We start from the raw sequence: 17,175 nt of genomic DNA, 5'->3' as shown, positions 1-17,175 counted from the left end.
TGCCTCCCGTGTTGACTTGGCCATCATTATACCGGTTCGGCCCTGGATCCGTCCGCCTTGCCGGGCAAGCCGTGAGCGGACTGCTGGCGATGCCACTCCTCGTCCTCGCTGTGCAGGTACTGGGCCGTGGTATCGAGCCGCGCATGTCGCGCAGTGCCGGCGAGATAGCGTAGCTCAACGCCGGCCTGGGCCTGATGTGTAAGCGCGGTATGGCGCAGCCAGTGAGGCGTGGCGGCGCGCAGCCGTGCCACCTGTGACGTCGCCTTCTCGCCTGCCTCGGCTTCCAGGGCGTCGGCTGCCTGGCGAAAAGTGTCGCGGATCAGGCGATAGAGCTGGTTGTCACCGATGCCACGCCGACCGTCGAGCCCGCGCAGCACCGGGTCCTCCTCGCCAGGCCGCGGTTCGGCGGCGAGGCCCAGCGTTTCACGCCAGTCGGCGAGCAGGGCCAGCATGTCCTCGGGTACCGGGATGCGTGCCGTCTTGCCGCCCTTTCCCGTCACACGCCACCACCAGCGCCCTTCACGCTGGAAGAAGTCGCCCATTTCAGCGGCAGCCATCTCGCTGATGCGCGGCGCCAATAGGTAGGCGAAGCCGAAGATCGTACGGCGACGCTGCCAGAGATAGCGCTCGCGAGCGCCGGTGTCCTCGGCGTGCGGCTCGCTCAGCCATCGCCATAGCCACTCCCACAGCGGGCGCTCCAGATAACGGTCGATGCCGGGCTGGCGATTGTCGAGCCGACGGCGCTTGTCGCGCATCAGGCGAAACGGATTGTGGCCGACCCACCCCGCCTCTACCAGCCAGGCGAACATACCCTGCAGGATGATCAGGCTCTGCCGACGGCTGGACGGCGACAGTGACCCACGAAACGGGCGCCAGTCCGGTGAGTGACGCGGCCGTGGCGGCCCCACCCAGAGGTGGCGCGGTGTGGGCGATGCCAGAAAGGCTTCGAAGGCGTCCAGGTCCTGGCGGCGAAGTTCGTCGAGCCCGCGCCCCTGATGCCCCAGCCACAGCAGCAGCCGTTCGGCTTCCCGGCGGTAGGCGCGTAGCGTCTGCGGGCTGGTGCGGAACTCGGCGAGCCACTGCGCCACCGCCTCGGCGTCGTTACCAGCGGCAATGCGTGCAGCCCCGCTTGCGCTTGATGTGGGTAGCGCAAGGCCTTGGGCATGCATCCCTTCTTCGTGCTGATCGCTGGAGAGAATGGCGGTGCCGCCCTTCTCGCTCGCTGGCCTCATCGTGCTTCGTCGCTTCTTGCTGTCTGATGGTTTGAGTCTCACCCGTAGCGGTCAGTTATTCAAGATAATGCGGGTAATCTTGAAAAAATAAGAATTATGTTACGTAAATTACGTAATACGTATAATGTAATTTTCTTTCCGCTTTCAACGAAAGTCGCTATGCTTGGATATCCGAGCGGGCGCAAGGAAACGGCAAAGAACAAACGACGCCTGCCGCGTGATGCAAGGATCAGCCGCCACACCACACAAGGAGATCGTCATGGCGCGCAGCGGTGTGCAGTACGAAGACGTCCAGCAGGCCATCGAGACCCTGCTGGCCAAGGGGGATGCGCCCAGCGTCCAGAAGATTCGTGACGTACTGGGAACCGGCAGCTTCACCACCATCAGCGATCATCTGCGCGAGTGGCGATTCCAGCGCGAGGCCAACCGCGACCTACCTTCCTCGCAGACCATGCCGGAACCGGTGCTGAGACTGGCGGAAAGCTTGTGGCACAAGGCCCAGGAGTCTGCCGGCGAAGCGCTGGCAAGCTACCGTGAGCAGGCCGACCGGCGCGTAGCCGAGGCCCAGGCTGCCATGCAGGAGGCGCAGCGTCAGGTGGAGGATGCCGAGCAGCGCGAAGCCGCCCTGTCCGCGCATCTGGCGGGAACGGAACAGCGGCTGGAGTCACGCAGCGCGGCGCTGGCGCGAGTCGAGGCCGAGCGTGACCAGTGGCAGGAGCGAGCGCGTCAGTTCGAGGAACGCCTGAACCGTGCCCTGCAGCAGCTCGACAAGCTGCAGAAGGAGAACGAGCAGCAGGCCCAGGCCCACCTGCAGGCGCTGGCCGACCGCGACGCCCAGCACCTGGCGCGCCTGAATCAGGAAGAGCAGCGCCACGAGGCGGCCGAGGCGCGCCTCATGGGCCTGCTCGACGAGTCGCGGCAGGAGCGGGTGTCTGCCGAAAAGCGGCATGACGCCACCGTTGCGCAACTGGAGAAGCGGCAGGAAAACCTGCAGCGGCAATTTCACGAGACACAGGCGGCGCTGGGTCGTGAGGAGAAGCAGCACCGCGAGACGCAGTGGGCCAGGAGCCGGGCCGAGGAACGGATCGATACCCTACGCCACGAGCAGTCGCTGTTGCAGGCGCGCATCGACGACCAGAAGCGTCACATCGATGAGCAGGCGGCGCGTCTGCGTACGCTGGAAGCAGAACTGATGCGCCGTACCTGGCAGCCGGGTGAGGAGGGATTTACGTCTCGTCGCACCGACAACAGTGCGGAAGCGCAGGAAAGCCCTGCAGTGGAGCCTTCCGAGGGCGTTCGCTGAGATTGCTCAGGCGCGCCCCTCGGGGCGCGCCGGGTGATCCTAAGAACGGCATGCTGACGGGTCGCTGGAAGAGCCTCAGCGATAGTAGGCGTTGGTGGTATCGGTGTGGTCAGTCACGTCGCGGATGCCGGCAAGTTCCGGAATGCGCTCCATCAGGGTCTTCTCCACCCCCTCCTTGAGGGTCAGGTCGACCGCGGCACAGCCCTGGCAGCCACCGCCGAAGGCGAGTATCGCCACTTGGTCCTGGGTCAGTTCGACCAGCTTTATCTCGCCGCCATGGGCGGCGAGACCCGGGTTGATCTCGCTGTAGAGAATATAATTGACGCGATCCTCCAGCGGGCTGTCGGCGTTGACCTTGGGCATCTTGGCGTTGGGCGCCTTGATGGTCAGCTGGCCGCCCATGCGGTCGGCATTGAAATCGACCACCGCTTCCTCGAGGAAGGCAATGCTGTTCTTGTCGAGCAGCACCGTGATCTTGGCGAGCTCCAGGCGCTCGTCGCTGGGCTCCTCCTCGCCGGGCCGACAGTAGGCCAGGCAGGTCTCGGCATAGGGCGTGCCCGGCTGGGTGATGAAGATGCGCACTGCAATCCCCTCGACGTTCTGCTTCTCGAGCAGTTCGGCAAGGTAGTCCTGGGCGCTGTCGGTAATCTGGATGATCTCGCTCATGGTGTTCTCGCTGGTCGGGCCTGGGCCTTGGCGGGCCGGCCGTAAGTGACATGCCATAATGGTAAGCAAAAGCCCGCTTCGAGACAATCCCGACTGTTTTGGTCGGTTTTTGACCAGCCCTGCCCTCAAGCGCCTGGTTTTGCTACCATGTCGGGCCGATACGACCGCCCTGGCCAGAAGCCGACAAGAATCAACGGGGCGGCATAGATTCCTGGACGTGACTTTCGCTGGAGACCGACCCGACCCATGGCCGCCCTACCCCCCGCACTGACCGCCACCCTCACCGAACGGCTCGGTGAGCGCATCCTCATGCTGGATGGCGGCATGGGTACCATGTTGCAGAATGCTCGCCTCGACGAAGCCGACTTCCGCGGCGAGCGCTTCCGCGACTGGCCCTCGGACCTGAAGGGTAACAACGACCTGCTGGCGCTGACCTGCCCCGAACTGGTCACCCGCATTCATCGCCAGTACCTCGAGGCCGGTGCCGACATCATCGAGACCAACACCTTCAACAGCACCCGTCTTTCCCAGGCCGATTACGGCATGGAGGAACTGGTGCCCGAACTCAATCGCGAGTCGGCACGCCTGGCGCGTGAGGTGTGCGATGCAGTGGCCGCCGAAACCGGCGTGCCGCGCTATGTTGCCGGCGTACTTGGACCGACGTCGCGCACGGCTTCGCTCTCCCCTGACGTCAACGACCCGGCCAAGCGCAACGTCACCTTCGACCAGCTGCGCGAGAACTACTACGAAGCTGCCGAGGCGCTGATCGAAGGTGGCTCCGACCTGATCCTGATCGAGACCATCTTCGATACCCTAAATGCCAAGGCCGCCATCTTCGCTTTGGAAACGTTGTTCGAAGATCGCGGCGAGCGCCTGCCGGTGATGATCTCCGGCACTATTACCGACGCTTCCGGCCGCACCCTCTCCGGTCAGACCACCGAAGCGTTCTGGAACTCGGTGCGCCACGCCCAGCCGCTGTCGATCGGGCTGAACTGTGCGCTGGGTGCCGAAGAGCTGCGCCCCTACCTGGAAGAGCTCTCGAACAAGGCCGATACCTTCGTTTCCGCGCACCCCAACGCCGGGCTGCCCAACGAGTTCGGCGAGTACGACCAGACACCGGAAGAGATGGCGGCGATCGTTGCCGAGTTCGCCGAGAGCGGGCTGGTCAACATCATCGGCGGCTGCTGCGGCTCGACGCCCGAGCACATTGCCGCGATCCATGACGCCATCCAGGGCATGCCTCCGCGCAAGATCCCGGAGCGTCCGCGAGCTTGTCGCCTGTCGGGGCTGGAGCCCTTCAACATCGAGAAGGGCTCGCTGTTCGTCAACGTCGGCGAGCGCACCAACGTCACCGGCTCGGCGCGCTTCAAGCGCCTGATCGTCGAGGAGGATTTCACCACGGCGCTGGAAGTGGCGCTCGACCAGGTGGAGAACGGCGCCCAGATCATCGACATCAACATGGACGAGGGCATGCTGGAGTCGCAGGAGGCCATGGTGCGCTTCCTCAACCTGATCGCCGGCGAGCCCGACATCGCCCGGGTGCCGATCATGATCGACTCCTCCAAGTGGGAGATCATCGAGGCCGGACTCAAGTGCGTGCAGGGCAAGGCGGTGGTCAACTCGATTTCGCTCAAGGAGGGCGAGGCGGCATTCCGTGAGCAGGCGACGCTATGTCGACGCTACGGCGCGGCCGTGGTGGTCATGGCCTTCGACGAGACCGGCCAGGCCGATACCTTCGCGCGCAAGACCGAGATCTGCCAGCGTGCCTATACCTTGCTGGTGGAGGAGATCGGCTTCCCGCCGGAAGACATCATCTTCGACCCCAACATCTTCGCCATCGCCACCGGCATCGAGGAGCACGACAACTACGCCGTCGACTTCATCGAGGCCACCCGCTGGATCCGCGAGCACCTGCCCCACGCCATGGTTTCCGGCGGCGTCTCAAACGTGTCGTTCTCGTTCCGCGGTAACGACCCGGTGCGCGAGGCGATCCATTCGGTCTTCCTCTATCACGCCATTCGCGCCGGGCTGACCATGGGCATCGTCAACGCCGGTCAGTTGGCGGTCTACGACGGCCTGCCTGCCGAGCTGCGGGAAGCCGTCGAGGACGTAGTGCTCAATCGCCGCAGCGACGGGACCGAGCGGCTGGTCGACCTGGCTGACAAGTACAAGGGCGATGGCAGCGGCGGTGCCAGGAAGGAGGACCTCGAGTGGCGCAGTTGGCCGGTGGAGAAGCGCATCGAGCACGCCCTGGTCAAGGGCATCACCGCCTTCATCGAGGAAGATACCGAGCTTGCCCGCCAGCGTGCCGCGCGGCCCATCGAGGTAATCGAGGGGCCACTGATGGATGGCATGAACGTGGTCGGCGACCTGTTTGGCGCCGGCAAGATGTTCCTGCCCCAGGTGGTCAAGTCGGCACGCGTCATGAAGCAGGCAGTGGCCTATCTCATTCCCTTCATCGAGGCCGAGAAGAGCGAGCTCGCGGCGGAAGACCAGCAGGCCAAGGGCAAGATCGTCATGGCCACGGTCAAGGGCGACGTGCACGACATCGGCAAGAACATCGTCGGTGTGGTCCTGCAGTGCAACAACTACGACGTGGTCGATCTCGGCGTAATGGTACCGGCGGAGAAGATCCTGCAGGTCGCGCGCGAGGAGAACGCCGACATCATCGGTCTTTCGGGGCTGATCACGCCGTCGCTGGACGAGATGGTCCACGTGGCCAAGGAGATGAAGCGACAAGGCTTCAAGCTGCCTCTGCTGATTGGCGGTGCGACGACTTCCAAGGCCCATACTGCAGTCAAGGTCGAACCGCAGTACGACGAGCCGGTCATCTACGTGACTGATGCTTCCCGCGCGGTGGGCGTGGCGGGCAAGCTGCTCTCGCCAGCGCTCAAGCCCGCCTATGTGGCCGAGATCAAGGCCGAGTACGAGCAGGTGCGCGAGCGCAATGCCAAGCGCCGGCCCAAGGCGGCGGACCTGAGCTATGCCGAGGCCCGCCAGCGCAAGCTGCCCATCGACTGGGCGAGCTATACGCCACCACCGCCCACCTTCACCGGCCTCAAAGTCTTCCATGACTACGATATCGAGGAGCTCATCGAGCGAATCGATTGGACCCCGTTCTTCATGAGCTGGGAGCTGGCGGGCAAGTATCCTCGCATCCTGGATGATGCCGTCGTCGGCGAAGCTGCTCGCAGCCTGTTTGCCGATGGCCAGGAGATGCTGCGCAAGCTTCTCGACGAGAAGCATGTGGAAGCACGTGGCGTCATCGGCCTGTGGCCTGCCAACAGCGTCGATGACGATGTCATCGAGGTCTATGCCGACGAGTCGCGCAGCGTGGTGATCGAACGATTGCATCACATTCGCCAGCAGACCACCAAGAATCGCGACGGCATCTGCTACAGCCTGGCCGACTTCGTGGCTCCCAAGAGCAGCGGCAAGGCCGACTGGATCGGCGGCTTTGCCGTGACCACGGGTCACGGCGTCGAGGCGCTGGCGGAGCGCTACAAGGCCGCCGGGGACGACTACAGCGCGATCATGGTCCAGGCGCTCACCGACCGCCTGGCCGAGGCCTTCGCCGAGCGCATGCACGAGCGGGTGCGCAAGGAGTTCTGGGGCTACGTGCCCGACGAGACGCTGGACAACGATGCGCTGATCGCCGAGAGATACCAGGGTATTCGCCCCGCACCGGGCTACCCCGCCTGCCCCGACCATACCGAGAAGCGCACGCTGTTCCGCTTGCTCGAGGCCACCGAGAATGCCGGCATCGAGCTGACCGAGAACTTCGCCATGTGGCCGGCGGCCGCGGTGTCAGGCTGGTACTTCTCACATCCACAATCTAAATACTTCTCCACCGGCAAGATCACCCGCGAGCAGGTCGAGGCCTTGGCCGAGCGCAAGGGTATGTCGCTGGAGGAGATGGAGCGTTGGCTGTCCCCGGTACTTTCCTATGACCCGGCTTGATCGATGACGCCCTGTATCGCTCGCGCCACCGGCGCGAGTCATCCTCTAACCCAGCGATAGGCCATGCTACCCGACTCGAGTCGCCGCCAGCGTATCCTGCGTCTCGCCACGCCGATCATTGCCGCGATGCTGACCCAGAGCCTGATCAACCTGATCGATGCGGCGCTGGTCGGCTCGCTCGGCGAGGTGCCGCTGGCCGGGGTGGGTATCGGCGGCTACGCCATGTTCCTGATCACCGCACTGGTCTTCGGACTCTCTTCCGGTGTTCAAGCGCAGACCGCACGACGCCATGGTGAGGAGGCCTGGCATCTGCGCGCCCTGCCGCTCAACGCGGGCTTGGTCATCGCGCTACTGGTATCGCTCCCCGGTACCCTGCTCTGCCTGTGGCAGGCCCCGCGGCTGATGGGGTTGATCAATCCCAGTGCCGAGGTGAACGCAGTAGCGGTGGAATACTTTCGCTGGCGGGTACTGTCGCTCGTCGCCGTGGCGATGATCTTCTGCTTTCGCGGCTACTGGAACGGCATCCAGCAGAGCGATTACTACCTGCGCATCATGCTGGTGATGCACGTCGTCAATGTGGCGGCCAGCGTGTGCCTGATCTTCGGCTACTTGGGCCTGCCCGCCATGGGAGCGGCAGGGGCTGGTGCGGGCACCACCCTTTCGCTGTTCGCTGGCCTCGGGCTCTGGGCGCTGCTCAGCCTCCGCCGTGCCCTTCCCAGTGGGTTCCTGGCCGGCCTGCCCCGGCGCCCCACCCTGGCGACCACCCTGCGCCTGGCAATGCCGCACTCCTTCCAGCAGCTATGGTTCGCTGCCGGCTATGCGGTGCTGTTCTGGATCCTGGGCCAGATCGACACCGCCAGCGTTGCCGTGGGCCACGTGCTGGTGAATCTCTCGCTGCTGCTGATCCTGCCAGGCGTAGGCCTGGGCATGGCCGCGATGAGCCTGGTGGGACAGTCGCTCGGCCAGCAGGCCCATGGCGATGCCCATCGCTGGGGTTGGGACGTGGTGCGTCTGGCCTGGCTGTGCCTGGCCGCGCTGGCGCTGCCCATGGCCGTGTTTCCCGATTGGATCCTGGCAGTGTTCCTGCACGACCCCGATCTGATAACCTTTGCCCGCCTGCCCTTGCAGCTCACCGCGATCATGATCGTACTGGATGCCGCTGCGCTGGTATTGGGACAGGCCTTGCTCGGTGCCGGTGCCAACCGTACCGTGATGACCACCACGCTCACTCTGCAGTGGCTGATCTTTCTGCCGCTGGCCTGGTGGGTCGGCGTAGTCATGGAAATGGGACTGCTGGGCATCTGGTGGGTGCAGCTCGGCTATCGCGGGCTGAACTCACTGTGGTTCGCGGCGATCTGGCAGCGCCGGCATTGGTTGAGGTTGCAGCTTTGAGCCGTGTGCAGATGACTTGACGCTTTATATGCTTTTACGTATAAAAAATATAAATATTTATTCTTTCATAGAATATGCCAGGGGCGTTATGGTGCCCCCTGACGCTTCGCCAATCCCCTAAGCAGCAGGACCGGCTGAATGTATCGCTACGACACCCATGATCAGACCCTGGTCAATGAACGCGTCGCCCAGTTTCGCGACCAGATGAATCGCTATCTGGCTGGCAGGATCAGTGACGAAGAATTTCTGCCGCTGCGCGTGCAGAATGGACTCTACGTCCAGCGTTACGCGCCCATGCTGCGCATTGCCATCCCCTACGGCATGCTGGCCTCCTATCAGCTGCGCAAGCTGGGTGACCTGGCACGCGACTATGATCGCGGCTACGGGCACTTCACCACCCGCACCAATCTGCAGCTGAACTGGCCGAAGCTGGAAACGGTTCCCGACATGCTGGCGGAGCTCGCCAGCGTGCAGATGCACGCCATCCAGACCAGCGGCAACGACATCCGTAATACCTCTTCCGATCAGTTCGCCGGTATCGCCGAGGATGAAGAGGTCGATCCGCGTCCCTGGTGCGAGCTGATTCGCCAGTGGTCGACCTTCCATCCCGAGTTCACCTACCTGCCGCGCAAGTTCAAGATTGCCGTGACGGGCTCTGCGGAGGATCGTGCTGCCATCCAGGTGCACGATGTCGGCCTGCGCCTGTGGCGCGACGACCAAGGCGAGGTACGCGTCAAGCTGCTGGCCGGCGGCGGCCTTGGCCGCACGCCGATGATCGGCGAAGTGGTGCGTGACGATCTGCCGTGGCAGCACCTGCTGACCTACCTGGAAGCGCTGGTACGCGTCTACAACCAGTTCGGCCGCCGCGACAACAAGTTCAAGGCGCGCATCAAGATTCTGGTCAAGGCGCTGGGTGTCGAGGAGTTCCGCCGTCGGGTCGATGCCGAATGGGCGCACCTCAAGGATGGCCCGCAGACGCTGACCCGCGAAGCGGTCGAGGCGATGCAGTCGCATTTCGTCGACCCGGAGCGCCGCGCCGTCAGCGAGGAGGCAATCGCCGACTTCGAGCGCCTGCGTAGGGAAAACCGGGCCTTTGCCCGCTTCGTGACCAACAACGTGCATGGCCACAAGGTGCCGGGCTACAAGGCGGTCACGCTGTCGCTCAAGCGCCGCGGTCACTCACCTGGCGACCTGACCTGGGAACAGATGCATCAGGTAGCCGACCTCGCCGACGAGTACAGTCATGGCGAGATTCGCGTCACCCACGAACAGAACCTGGTGCTGGCCGACGTGGCGGTGGATCGCCTGGAGGAGCTCTGGCAGCGCCTGCAGGAGCTCGGCCTGGCCAACCCCACCGTGGGTACCCTGGCCGACCTGATCTGCTGCCCGGGCGGCGATTACTGTGCCCTGGCCAACGCCAAGTCGATTCCGGTCGCTCAGGCCATTCAGGAGCGCTTCGAGGACATCGACTACCTCTACGACCTGGGGCCGCTGGATCTCAACATCTCCGGCTGCATGAATGCCTGCGGTCATCACCATGTCGGTCACATCGGCATTCTCGGCGTCGACAAGAAGGGCGAGGAGTGGTACCAGATCTCGCTCGGCGGGGCCCAGGGCAACGAATCCTCGCTGGGCAAGATACTCGGCCCCTCGTTCGATCGCGAGAGCGTTCCCGAAGTCATCGACAAGGTATTGCAGGTCTACGTCGGTGAGCGTGCCGAGGGCGAGACCTTCATCGAAACCTATCGCCGTATCGGCCTCAAGCCTTTCAAGGAGCGGGTATATGCCTGATCAAGACGCTTCAGTACGCCCCTTCATCCGTAGTGGCAAGCCGGCCGAGGACCGCTGGGCGCTGATCCGCGACGAGGACGCTGTGCTGCCGGACTCCCCTGCCATCGTGCCTCTGGCGCGCTGGCAGGCACTAGAAGGAAGCCGTGAGCTGGCGCCGTGGCTCGCCAGCGATACCGAGCTGACGCCGGAACTGGCCGAGGAACTGGCCGCTGCACCGCTGATTGCCATCGACTTCCCCAAGTTTACCGATGGTCGCGGTTATAGCCTGGCTCGGCTGCTGCGCGAACGCTACGGCTTTAATGGCGAGATCCGCGCCATCGGCGACGTGCTGATCGATCAGGTATTCTTCCTCACCCGCTGTGGCTTCGATGCCTTGTCGCTGCGCGAGGACCAGTGGCTTGAAGACGCTCTCCAGGCCCTCAACGCCTTCAGTCGTGCCTATCAGCCGGCCGTGGACGTGGCCGAGCCGCTGTTCCGCCAGCGTATGCGTGAAGCCCTGGGGCGTGAGCCTGCCCTGGCCTAGGCTTGTCGCCACTCGCTGCTGAAAAAGCCGGCCACGAGCCGGCTTTTTTGTCGTCCAGCGGGTCAGCCGCGCCGCTTCTGCTGGCGCTCGCGGTTATCCGCCCTCGCCCGCTCGCTCTTGCGCAGCATGACCCAGGTCGCTCCGAGCCCACCGTCGGCCTGCTGCGCCGACACATAGGCCTGGACAACCTCGAACTGGTTCAGCCATTTGGCCAGGTAGGAGCGCAGCACGTTGGCTGGGCTGTCGATCTCATGACCCCGTCCGTGCACGATCAGCAGGGAGCGCAGGTCATGGGCATAGGCTTCGTGGATGAACTGGGGCAGCACCCGACGGCACTCGGCCGGTGGGCGACGCAGCAAGTGCAGGCGTGACTGAGCGGGATAGCCGCCCTGGCGCAGGCGGTCGGCCACGCCCTGCTGGATACCGTCGCGACGGAACTCGATGGGGTCGAACGGTGGCAGCAGTTCGACGAAGTCGTCCGACAGGAAGCTGTCCTGGCCGAGCTCCTCCTGGGCGCTTTCGCGGCGCGCCAACTGGGCCTCGGTGGGACGAGATCGGCGAGGGCCAGGATCGGCTCGATTGGCGCTCCTGCATAGCGGCTTCACGTCTCCCATCAATGCCCTGAAGTCCTGTTCCTCGTGTGCCGACTGGGTCATGGGCATCCTCCGCTGTTTCGAGCCTTGATTTTCATCCTAGCAGAGCCTTGCGACCGCTAGAACCGGACAGGAGTCCCCCTGCCGTGGCAGGATGGTTGCCTACAGGACTCAAGGAGGAGTACATGCGCATTCGCTATGTCACCCTGGGCACGGTGGCGGCCCTGCTAGCCGTGCTGGGTTGGCTCTGGCTCACCATGCTCAGCCCCTATACCTATGACCGACCTGCGCATCTCCCTGACATCGAGGAGGGTGAGCATGCGGTTTTCGTCTATGGCACGCTGCGTTTTGCTCCTGTTCGCTGGGTGGTGATGGGCCGCGCCGGGGATACCCAGGCGGCGGCCCTCGAGGGGGTGCGCCGCGAAGGCCTCGACCTGACCGAGGCGCCGGGAGAGCGTGTCGAGGGTGAAGTCATCGTGGTCGACGCCGGCGAGCTGGAGCGACTGGACCGCTACGAGCGGCTTGGGATTCGCTACCAGCGTGTACCCATGCGTCTGGCGAATGGGCGTGCGGTGTGGGTCTATCGGCGCTTGGAGGAGGTATCTGCCGACGCTGACGCAACCAACTGATCGAAGCGGACATTTTCGGGGCCACGGTTGTGGCCGACATGACGCGCCTTCTACAATAAGGCTAGCCTTTCAAGGATCGAGGAGTCTCGCATGGCTATTACGCTCTATCACAATCCCCGCTGTTCCAAGTCGCGCCAAGCGTTGGCGCTACTGGAGGAACACGGTGTCGAAGTAACGGTACGACGCTACCTCGATGAACCGCTGAGCGAGGAAGAGCTTCGCGACCTGATGTCGCGTCTGGACGCCGATGGGGAGGCGCTGGTGCGGACCCAGGAAGCGGAGTGGCAGGAGTTCGAGGACATTGACCTGCAGGATCAGGAAGAGGTGATACGCGCCATTGTCAGCTATCCCAAGCTGATGGAGCGTCCCATTGCCGACGACGGCAAACGCGCTGTGATCGGTCGCCCGCCGGAGGACGTACTCGCTCTGCTCCATGCGAAAGATTGATCCCTGCCCTCTTGCGAACTGGAGCCACGATGCACGACTCCCTTCCCTATGTGTTGATCTTGTATTACTCCCGACACGGTGCCACGCGTAGCATGGCCGAGCAGTTGGCCGCCGGCGTCGAGTCCTGTTCCGGCATCGAGGCAAGGCTGCGTACCGTGCCGCCGGTCTCGCCCACCTGTGAAGCCGTCGACCCCGAGATTCCCGCCGAGGGGGCGATCTACGCCGATCTCGATGACTTGCGCCACTGTGCCGGGCTGGCACTGGGCAGCCCGACCCGCTTCGGCAACATGGCCGCGCCATTGAAGTACTTCATCGATTCGACCAGCGCCTTGTGGCTCAACGGCGCGCTGGTGGACAAGCCGGCCACGGCGTTCACCTCCACGTCCAGCCTGCATGGCGGGCAGGAGACCACCCTGGTTTCCATGCTGCTGCCGCTGCTGCATCACGGCATGGTCTATGCCGGCCTGCCCTATAGCGAGACCGACCTGATGACCACTATCGTCGGCGGCACCCCCTACGGGGCCAGCCATGTGGCCGGTCAACGCAGCGACCAGCCCCTGGCCGATGTCGAGCGTCGACTGGTTCGCGCTCAGGGTAAGCGGCTGGCACGCCTGGCTCTGGCCCTTGGCGACCTGAGGCAGGATTCATGAGGCGCTGGGTCGAGGATCTCGAGGCGCGCCACGGGCTGGACCTACTCACCGAGCGAAGTCGCCAACTGGTACTCACCAGCTATGTGGTGCTGCTGGCCCTGCTGATCTGGAGCGGCCTGGCGATGGAGGCTGGAACCAATCCGCTGACACCGATACTGATTCGCACCCTGCCGCTCATGCTCTTCCTGCCTTCGATCATGGGGAAGCGGCCCAGGGGGCATGCCTGGCTGGCTTTCGTCAGCCTGCTGTACTTCATTCAGGGAGTGATGGTGGCCACGCTGCCGGGTCAGGGGCTGCTCGGCGTTGTCGAGGCCCTGGCGGCCTTGGCGCTGTTTACCGGCTGCATGTTCTATGCCCGCTTTCGCAGTCGGCAGATGAAGGCGGAGCGCGGTGAGTGAAGTGAGGGCATGCTGACTCGGCCCGAATCACGCATTCAGTGATAACGGTCAAGCTGCGGGTGTTGTGCTGCTGCCCCTCAGCGGCCACCATTGAGAAAAACGACGAGGAGTACGCCATGACACGCAACATCGCCGACATCCGGCGCGATTACGAGGGTGGCAGGCTCGAGGAAGGCATGGTGCCTGCAGAGCCCATGGAGTTGTTCAACGAGTGGCTGACGCTGGCACTGGATGCCGAGGGTGAGGACGGCAACGTGATGACGCTGGCCACCGTCGACAGCCAAGGTCTGCCCCATGCACGCATCGTGCTGCTGAAGGGCTTCGATGAGCGTGGCCTGGTGTTCTACACCAACTACCACAGCCACAAGGGCAGCGAGCTGAGCAACGTACCGCACGCCGCGCTGGTGTTCTGGTGGCCTTCCCTGGGGCGGCAGGTGCGTCTCGAGGGCCGCGTGGAAACGGTAAGCGACGAGGAGTCGGATGCTTACTTCGACAGCCGCCCCCGTGCCAGCCAGCTGGGTGCCTGGGTCGCGACCCAGAGCGTGGTGATTCCCGATCGCCATTGGATCGAGGAGCGTCAGCACCGTTTCGAGCAGGCCTACGAAGGCCAGGAGATCCCACGGCCCGGGCATTGGGGGGGCTATCGCGTGGTACCGGACATGATCGAGTTCTGGCAGGGACAGCCCAGCCGGCTGCACGACCGCATTCGCTACGAGTATCGCGATGAAACCTGGCGCTCCTTCCGTCTGGCCCCCTGACCTGCCGAGCGCGAGCGATAGGAAGCCCTGGTTCCTGTCATGAATAAGGGCTTCCGTTAGTCCGGCAGACTCTCCAGCCGATGCCGCTGCCACTCGCTTTCCGGCTCGTTGAGGCGCAGCACCGCATCCACCACCTGTTCCTCCATGTTGTAGCGGCAGCGGAAGCCCAAGTGCTTCATCAGGGCTCGCATGGGGTGGTTGTCGACCATGATCTTGCCGATCATTTCCAGCGTGCCCACGCTCGTGCAGTAGCCGATCATCTTTTTCATCAGCAGGCTGCCGAGCCCCTGTCCGGCCATATCGTCGCGCACGATGATGGAGAATTCGGTGCGAATGTTGTCGGGATCGTTCCATACCCGCACGACGCCCAGCATCTCCTTGCTGCCATCCTCCTTCTGATGTTCGGCGATAAAGGCCATTTGTCGGTCGTAGTTGATGTGGGAAAGGATCGACAGGTCGCGCTGGCTGAGGTCGGACTTGTTGTGGAAGTAGCGAAAGCGAATGCTCTCCTCTGACAGCTGGCTATGGAAGCTGGTGATCAGCGGCGCATCCTCGGCACGGATGGGGCGCACCTCTACGTTCATGCCATTGTTCAGTGTTACCCATTCCCGCAGTTCCTCTGGGTAAGGCATGATCGCGAAACGTGCCGGAGGACCGAGGTCGAGGGCAAAATCCACCGCCACCATCCCATCCCGATTGAGCAGCAACGGGTTGAGTTCCAGGCCACGCAGCTCGAGCAGATCCGACGCCATCTGCGACAGCTTGACCAGCAGCTGGCACAGCCTCTCGAGGTCGCGCTCGGGCTCGCCGGAGTGCTCGCGTATCAACCGGGCGGCGTGGGTACGCCCGACCACGTCGGCCGCCAGGGTCATGTTCAGCGGGGGCAACGCCACCTGCCGGTCGGCCAGGATATTGACCTTGTAGCCGCCGATGCCGAACACGATGAGCGGGCCGAACACCGGGTCCCGGGTGATGCCGGCGCAGATCTGCATCGATTGCTTGCCGCGCTGCATGGGCTGCAGGCAGTACTCGCGGATCTTCACCGGGGGAAACTTCTCGTGCACCTTGTGGCCAAGCCGGGTGAGACCCTCGGCTACTTGCTGGGGATCGTGAAGGTCCTGTAGCAGCCCCGCCGAGATGCGATGGGGATGCTTGCGGTAGCGGAACGGACGGCAGTTGCCGTCGTGGACCACCTTCAGCGCCCAGGGCCCCTCGATCTCCTCGGCGGCTGCCGCGGCCTCCTCGGGCGTATGCGCGTAGCGACTGGGGGCCACGGGGATGCCGTAGGCCTCGAGCACCTGAGCGGTTTCGGAGTGCGACAGGGTTTCGCGTCCCTCCTCTCGAGCCTGTGCGATCAAGGTGTGGCAGCGAGCGCGAATGTCGGCGGTGGTACTGAACGGCAGACTCGGTGGCGTTTCCTGCAGCAGCGCCTGCACCCGCTGATAGTCGACCATGTGCATGAACGCCTTGACCGCCTTCTCCGGCGAGACATAGGTGGGAATGCCCGCCATGCTGCATTCGTGACGTGCGTAGAGGGCTCCTTCCAACCCCATCCAACTGGTCAGCAGGTTGCGCTTGAAGCGCTTGCGATTGGCAATGAGCGCCTGGGCGGTGATCTTCGAGGGCGCCAGGCGTGTCGGAGCATGCACTACCAGAACGGCATCGACGCCGGGGTCCGCTGCGACGATTTCCAGCGCTTCGACGAAGCGTTCCGGCGTGGCGTTCCCGCCCAGGTCCACCGGGTTCTCTCCCGGCTTGCTGATGTCGAACTCGCCTTGGTGCAGTGCCTTGCGCGTCTCCACGGTGAAGGTCGCCAGGGTGCCGCCGGCGCTGACCAGCTTGTCGATGGCGAGCATGGCGGGCCCCAGGCCATTGGAGACGATGGCCAAGCGGTCGCCCTTGAGTGGACGCATCTGCGACAGCGTCATCAGTGCGTCGAACAGCTCGTCGGAGTCGTTGACCCGCACCACGCCGGCACGCGAAAAAGCTGCATCAAAGACCACGTCGCGGTTGGCGATGCCCGGGGTCGGCGGCATGCCGGAGAGATCGGACTGCGGCGTGCGCCCGCTCTTGATCGCCAGTACCAGGCGATGGCGCGAGGCGTCGCGCAGGGCGGTCATGAAGTGCTGTGAATCCTGGATACGCTCCAGATGGAGCAGGATGGCCTGGGTCGGGGCGTACTGGTTGATGTAGTCGATCAGATCGGGAAGCATGACATCGACGCTGTCACCCACCGTGATCAGATGAGAGAAGCCGATGCCGCGTCCAGCCGCCCAGTCGATCATGGCATTGCCGAGCATGCCCGACTGTCCCAGATAGGCGACCTTGCCCGCCTTGACCGGCTGGCTGGAATAGGAGGCGTTGATGCGGCGCCCCGGTACGATCAGCCCCATGCACTCCGGTCCCAGCACGCGAATGCCGGATTCGCGTGCGGCTGCCAGCATGCGCTCGCGGATCGAGCCCTTGTCCCCTTCGGCTTCGTCGAGATGCGCGCCACCGGATAGCACCAGCGCCGCCTTGACGCCTATCCGCCCCAGACGCGAGATCACCTTGGGCAGGGTCGCGGCCGGCGTACAGACGACGGCGAGATCCGGTGTCTCGGGCAGTTCGCTGATCCGCGCGACGCACGGTTGCCCGAATACCGTCTCGTAGCCCTTGCGATTGACCGCCCATAGTTGCCCGGGGAAGCCAGCCTCCTGCAGGTTGCCAATCACGATACCGCCGATGGAGAGGGGCTTCTCCGAAGCGCCGATCACCGCGATGGTGCGAGGTTCGAAGAAGTGGCGCAGGAATCGGGTACTCAAGACGTCACCTCACCAGAACAGTATATGCA

At 64.0% G+C, this 17,175-nt stretch carries 14 protein-coding genes; 10 read left to right on the top strand and 4 right to left on the bottom strand.

Annotation, left to right across the window (positions count from 1 at the left end; translation table 11 throughout):
* Positions 1-26 precede the first annotated feature (26 nt).
* On the bottom strand, positions 27-1,169 hold the full coding sequence (locus tag SPH52_RS06995; protein WP_411794546.1) for a tyrosine-type recombinase/integrase: 1,143 nt from the start codon (positions 1,167-1,169) through the stop codon (positions 27-29).
* Positions 1,170-1,491: 322 nt separating this feature from the next.
* Here SPH52_RS06995 and SPH52_RS06990 point away from each other — a divergent pair, with 322 nt between their 5' ends.
* Entirely contained in the window at positions 1,492-2,535 is a 1,044-nt protein-coding gene (locus SPH52_RS06990; RefSeq protein WP_411794284.1) for a DNA-binding protein, read from the top strand.
* Positions 2,536-2,610: 75 nt separating this feature from the next.
* Here SPH52_RS06990 and nfuA read toward each other — a convergent pair whose 3' ends face one another.
* Positions 2,611-3,201 carry a Fe-S biogenesis protein NfuA gene (gene nfuA / locus SPH52_RS06985; RefSeq protein ID WP_411794283.1) on the bottom strand — a complete coding sequence of 197 codons (591 nt, stop codon included), beginning with the start codon at positions 3,199-3,201 and terminating at the stop codon, positions 2,611-2,613.
* 246 nt (positions 3,202-3,447) lie between these two features.
* Here nfuA and metH point away from each other — a divergent pair, with 246 nt between their 5' ends.
* The 4 genes from metH (at position 3,448) to SPH52_RS06965 (ending at position 10,867) form a co-directional block, all read left to right on the top strand.
* Complete coding sequence (gene metH / locus SPH52_RS06980) at positions 3,448-7,161, top strand: methionine synthase (protein WP_411794282.1); 3,714 nt, start codon at positions 3,448-3,450, stop codon at positions 7,159-7,161.
* Positions 7,162-7,224: 63 nt separating this feature from the next.
* Positions 7,225-8,553: an MATE family efflux transporter gene (locus SPH52_RS06975; protein WP_411794281.1), complete on the top strand. Its 1,329-nt coding sequence runs from the start codon at positions 7,225-7,227 to the stop codon at positions 8,551-8,553.
* A 138-nt stretch (positions 8,554-8,691) separates the two neighbouring features.
* Positions 8,692-10,344: a nitrite/sulfite reductase gene (locus tag SPH52_RS06970; RefSeq protein ID WP_411794280.1), complete on the top strand. Its 1,653-nt coding sequence runs from the start codon at positions 8,692-8,694 to the stop codon at positions 10,342-10,344.
* On the top strand, positions 10,337-10,867 hold the full coding sequence (locus tag SPH52_RS06965) for a DUF934 domain-containing protein (protein WP_411794279.1): 531 nt from the start codon (positions 10,337-10,339) through the stop codon (positions 10,865-10,867). The genes SPH52_RS06970 and SPH52_RS06965 overlap by 8 nt, the downstream gene beginning before the upstream one ends.
* A 62-nt stretch (positions 10,868-10,929) precedes the next feature.
* Here SPH52_RS06965 and smrA read toward each other — a convergent pair whose 3' ends face one another.
* The gene (gene smrA / locus SPH52_RS06960; RefSeq protein WP_411794278.1) at positions 10,930-11,523 is read right to left on the bottom strand and encodes a DNA endonuclease SmrA; all 594 of its coding nucleotides are present in this window, start codon (positions 11,521-11,523) and stop codon (positions 10,930-10,932) included.
* A 122-nt stretch (positions 11,524-11,645) separates the two neighbouring features.
* Between smrA and SPH52_RS06955 the strand changes: the two genes are divergently transcribed.
* From SPH52_RS06955 to pdxH, 5 genes are all read left to right on the top strand, one after another.
* Complete coding sequence (locus SPH52_RS06955) at positions 11,646-12,089, top strand: gamma-glutamylcyclotransferase family protein (protein WP_411794277.1); 444 nt, start codon at positions 11,646-11,648, stop codon at positions 12,087-12,089.
* A 90-nt stretch (positions 12,090-12,179) separates the two neighbouring features.
* The gene (gene arsC, locus SPH52_RS06950) at positions 12,180-12,536 is read left to right on the top strand and encodes an arsenate reductase (glutaredoxin) (RefSeq protein WP_411794276.1); all 357 of its coding nucleotides are present in this window, start codon (positions 12,180-12,182) and stop codon (positions 12,534-12,536) included.
* 29 nt (positions 12,537-12,565) lie between these two features.
* A complete protein-coding gene (gene wrbA / locus SPH52_RS06945; protein WP_411794275.1) occupies positions 12,566-13,186 on the top strand; it encodes an NAD(P)H:quinone oxidoreductase in 621 nt (206 codons plus the stop codon).
* The gene (locus SPH52_RS06940; RefSeq protein ID WP_411794274.1) at positions 13,183-13,584 is read left to right on the top strand and encodes a DUF2069 domain-containing protein; all 402 of its coding nucleotides are present in this window, start codon (positions 13,183-13,185) and stop codon (positions 13,582-13,584) included. The genes wrbA and SPH52_RS06940 overlap by 4 nt, the downstream gene beginning before the upstream one ends.
* A 116-nt stretch (positions 13,585-13,700) precedes the next feature.
* A complete protein-coding gene (pdxH, locus tag SPH52_RS06935; RefSeq protein WP_411794273.1) occupies positions 13,701-14,342 on the top strand; it encodes a pyridoxamine 5'-phosphate oxidase in 642 nt (213 codons plus the stop codon).
* A gap of 56 nt (positions 14,343-14,398) precedes the next feature.
* On the opposite strand, the gene SPH52_RS06930 is transcribed toward pdxH, so the two are convergent.
* Positions 14,399-17,146, bottom strand: a complete 2,748-nt coding sequence (locus SPH52_RS06930; RefSeq protein ID WP_411794272.1) for a GNAT family N-acetyltransferase — start codon at positions 17,144-17,146, stop codon at positions 14,399-14,401.
* Positions 17,147-17,175: the final 29 nt, after the last annotated feature.

The organism is Halomonas sp. A29 (assembly GCF_046723295.1).
GTDB lineage: Bacteria > Pseudomonadota > Gammaproteobacteria > Pseudomonadales > Halomonadaceae > Halomonas.
This window is presented reverse-complemented; position numbering and strand designations above follow the sequence as displayed.

What these genes read in the sequence shown, in the direction of transcription:
- metH (WP_411794282.1), top strand. Translation starts at nt 3,448, where the DNA reads ATGGCCGCCCTACCCCCCGCACTGACCGCCACCCTCACCGAACGGCTC.
- SPH52_RS06990 (WP_411794284.1), top strand. Translation starts at nt 1,492, where the DNA reads ATGGCGCGCAGCGGTGTGCAGTACGAAGACGTCCAGCAGGCCATCGAG.
- wrbA (WP_411794275.1), top strand. Translation starts at nt 12,566, where the DNA reads ATGCACGACTCCCTTCCCTATGTGTTGATCTTGTATTACTCCCGACAC.
- smrA (WP_411794278.1), bottom strand. Translation starts at nt 11,523, where the DNA reads ATGACCCAGTCGGCACACGAGGAACAGGACTTCAGGGCATTGATGGGA.
- pdxH (WP_411794273.1), top strand. Translation starts at nt 13,701, where the DNA reads ATGACACGCAACATCGCCGACATCCGGCGCGATTACGAGGGTGGCAGG.
- SPH52_RS06965 (WP_411794279.1), top strand. Translation starts at nt 10,337, where the DNA reads ATGCCTGATCAAGACGCTTCAGTACGCCCCTTCATCCGTAGTGGCAAG.
- SPH52_RS06970 (WP_411794280.1), top strand. Translation starts at nt 8,692, where the DNA reads ATGTATCGCTACGACACCCATGATCAGACCCTGGTCAATGAACGCGTC.
- nfuA (WP_411794283.1), bottom strand. Translation starts at nt 3,201, where the DNA reads ATGAGCGAGATCATCCAGATTACCGACAGCGCCCAGGACTACCTTGCC.
- SPH52_RS06955 (WP_411794277.1), top strand. Translation starts at nt 11,646, where the DNA reads ATGCGCATTCGCTATGTCACCCTGGGCACGGTGGCGGCCCTGCTAGCC.
- SPH52_RS06940 (WP_411794274.1), top strand. Translation starts at nt 13,183, where the DNA reads ATGAGGCGCTGGGTCGAGGATCTCGAGGCGCGCCACGGGCTGGACCTA.
- SPH52_RS06975 (WP_411794281.1), top strand. Translation starts at nt 7,225, where the DNA reads ATGCTACCCGACTCGAGTCGCCGCCAGCGTATCCTGCGTCTCGCCACG.
- arsC (WP_411794276.1), top strand. Translation starts at nt 12,180, where the DNA reads ATGGCTATTACGCTCTATCACAATCCCCGCTGTTCCAAGTCGCGCCAA.
- SPH52_RS06995 (WP_411794546.1), bottom strand. Translation starts at nt 1,169, where the DNA reads ATGCATGCCCAAGGCCTTGCGCTACCCACATCAAGCGCAAGCGGGGCT.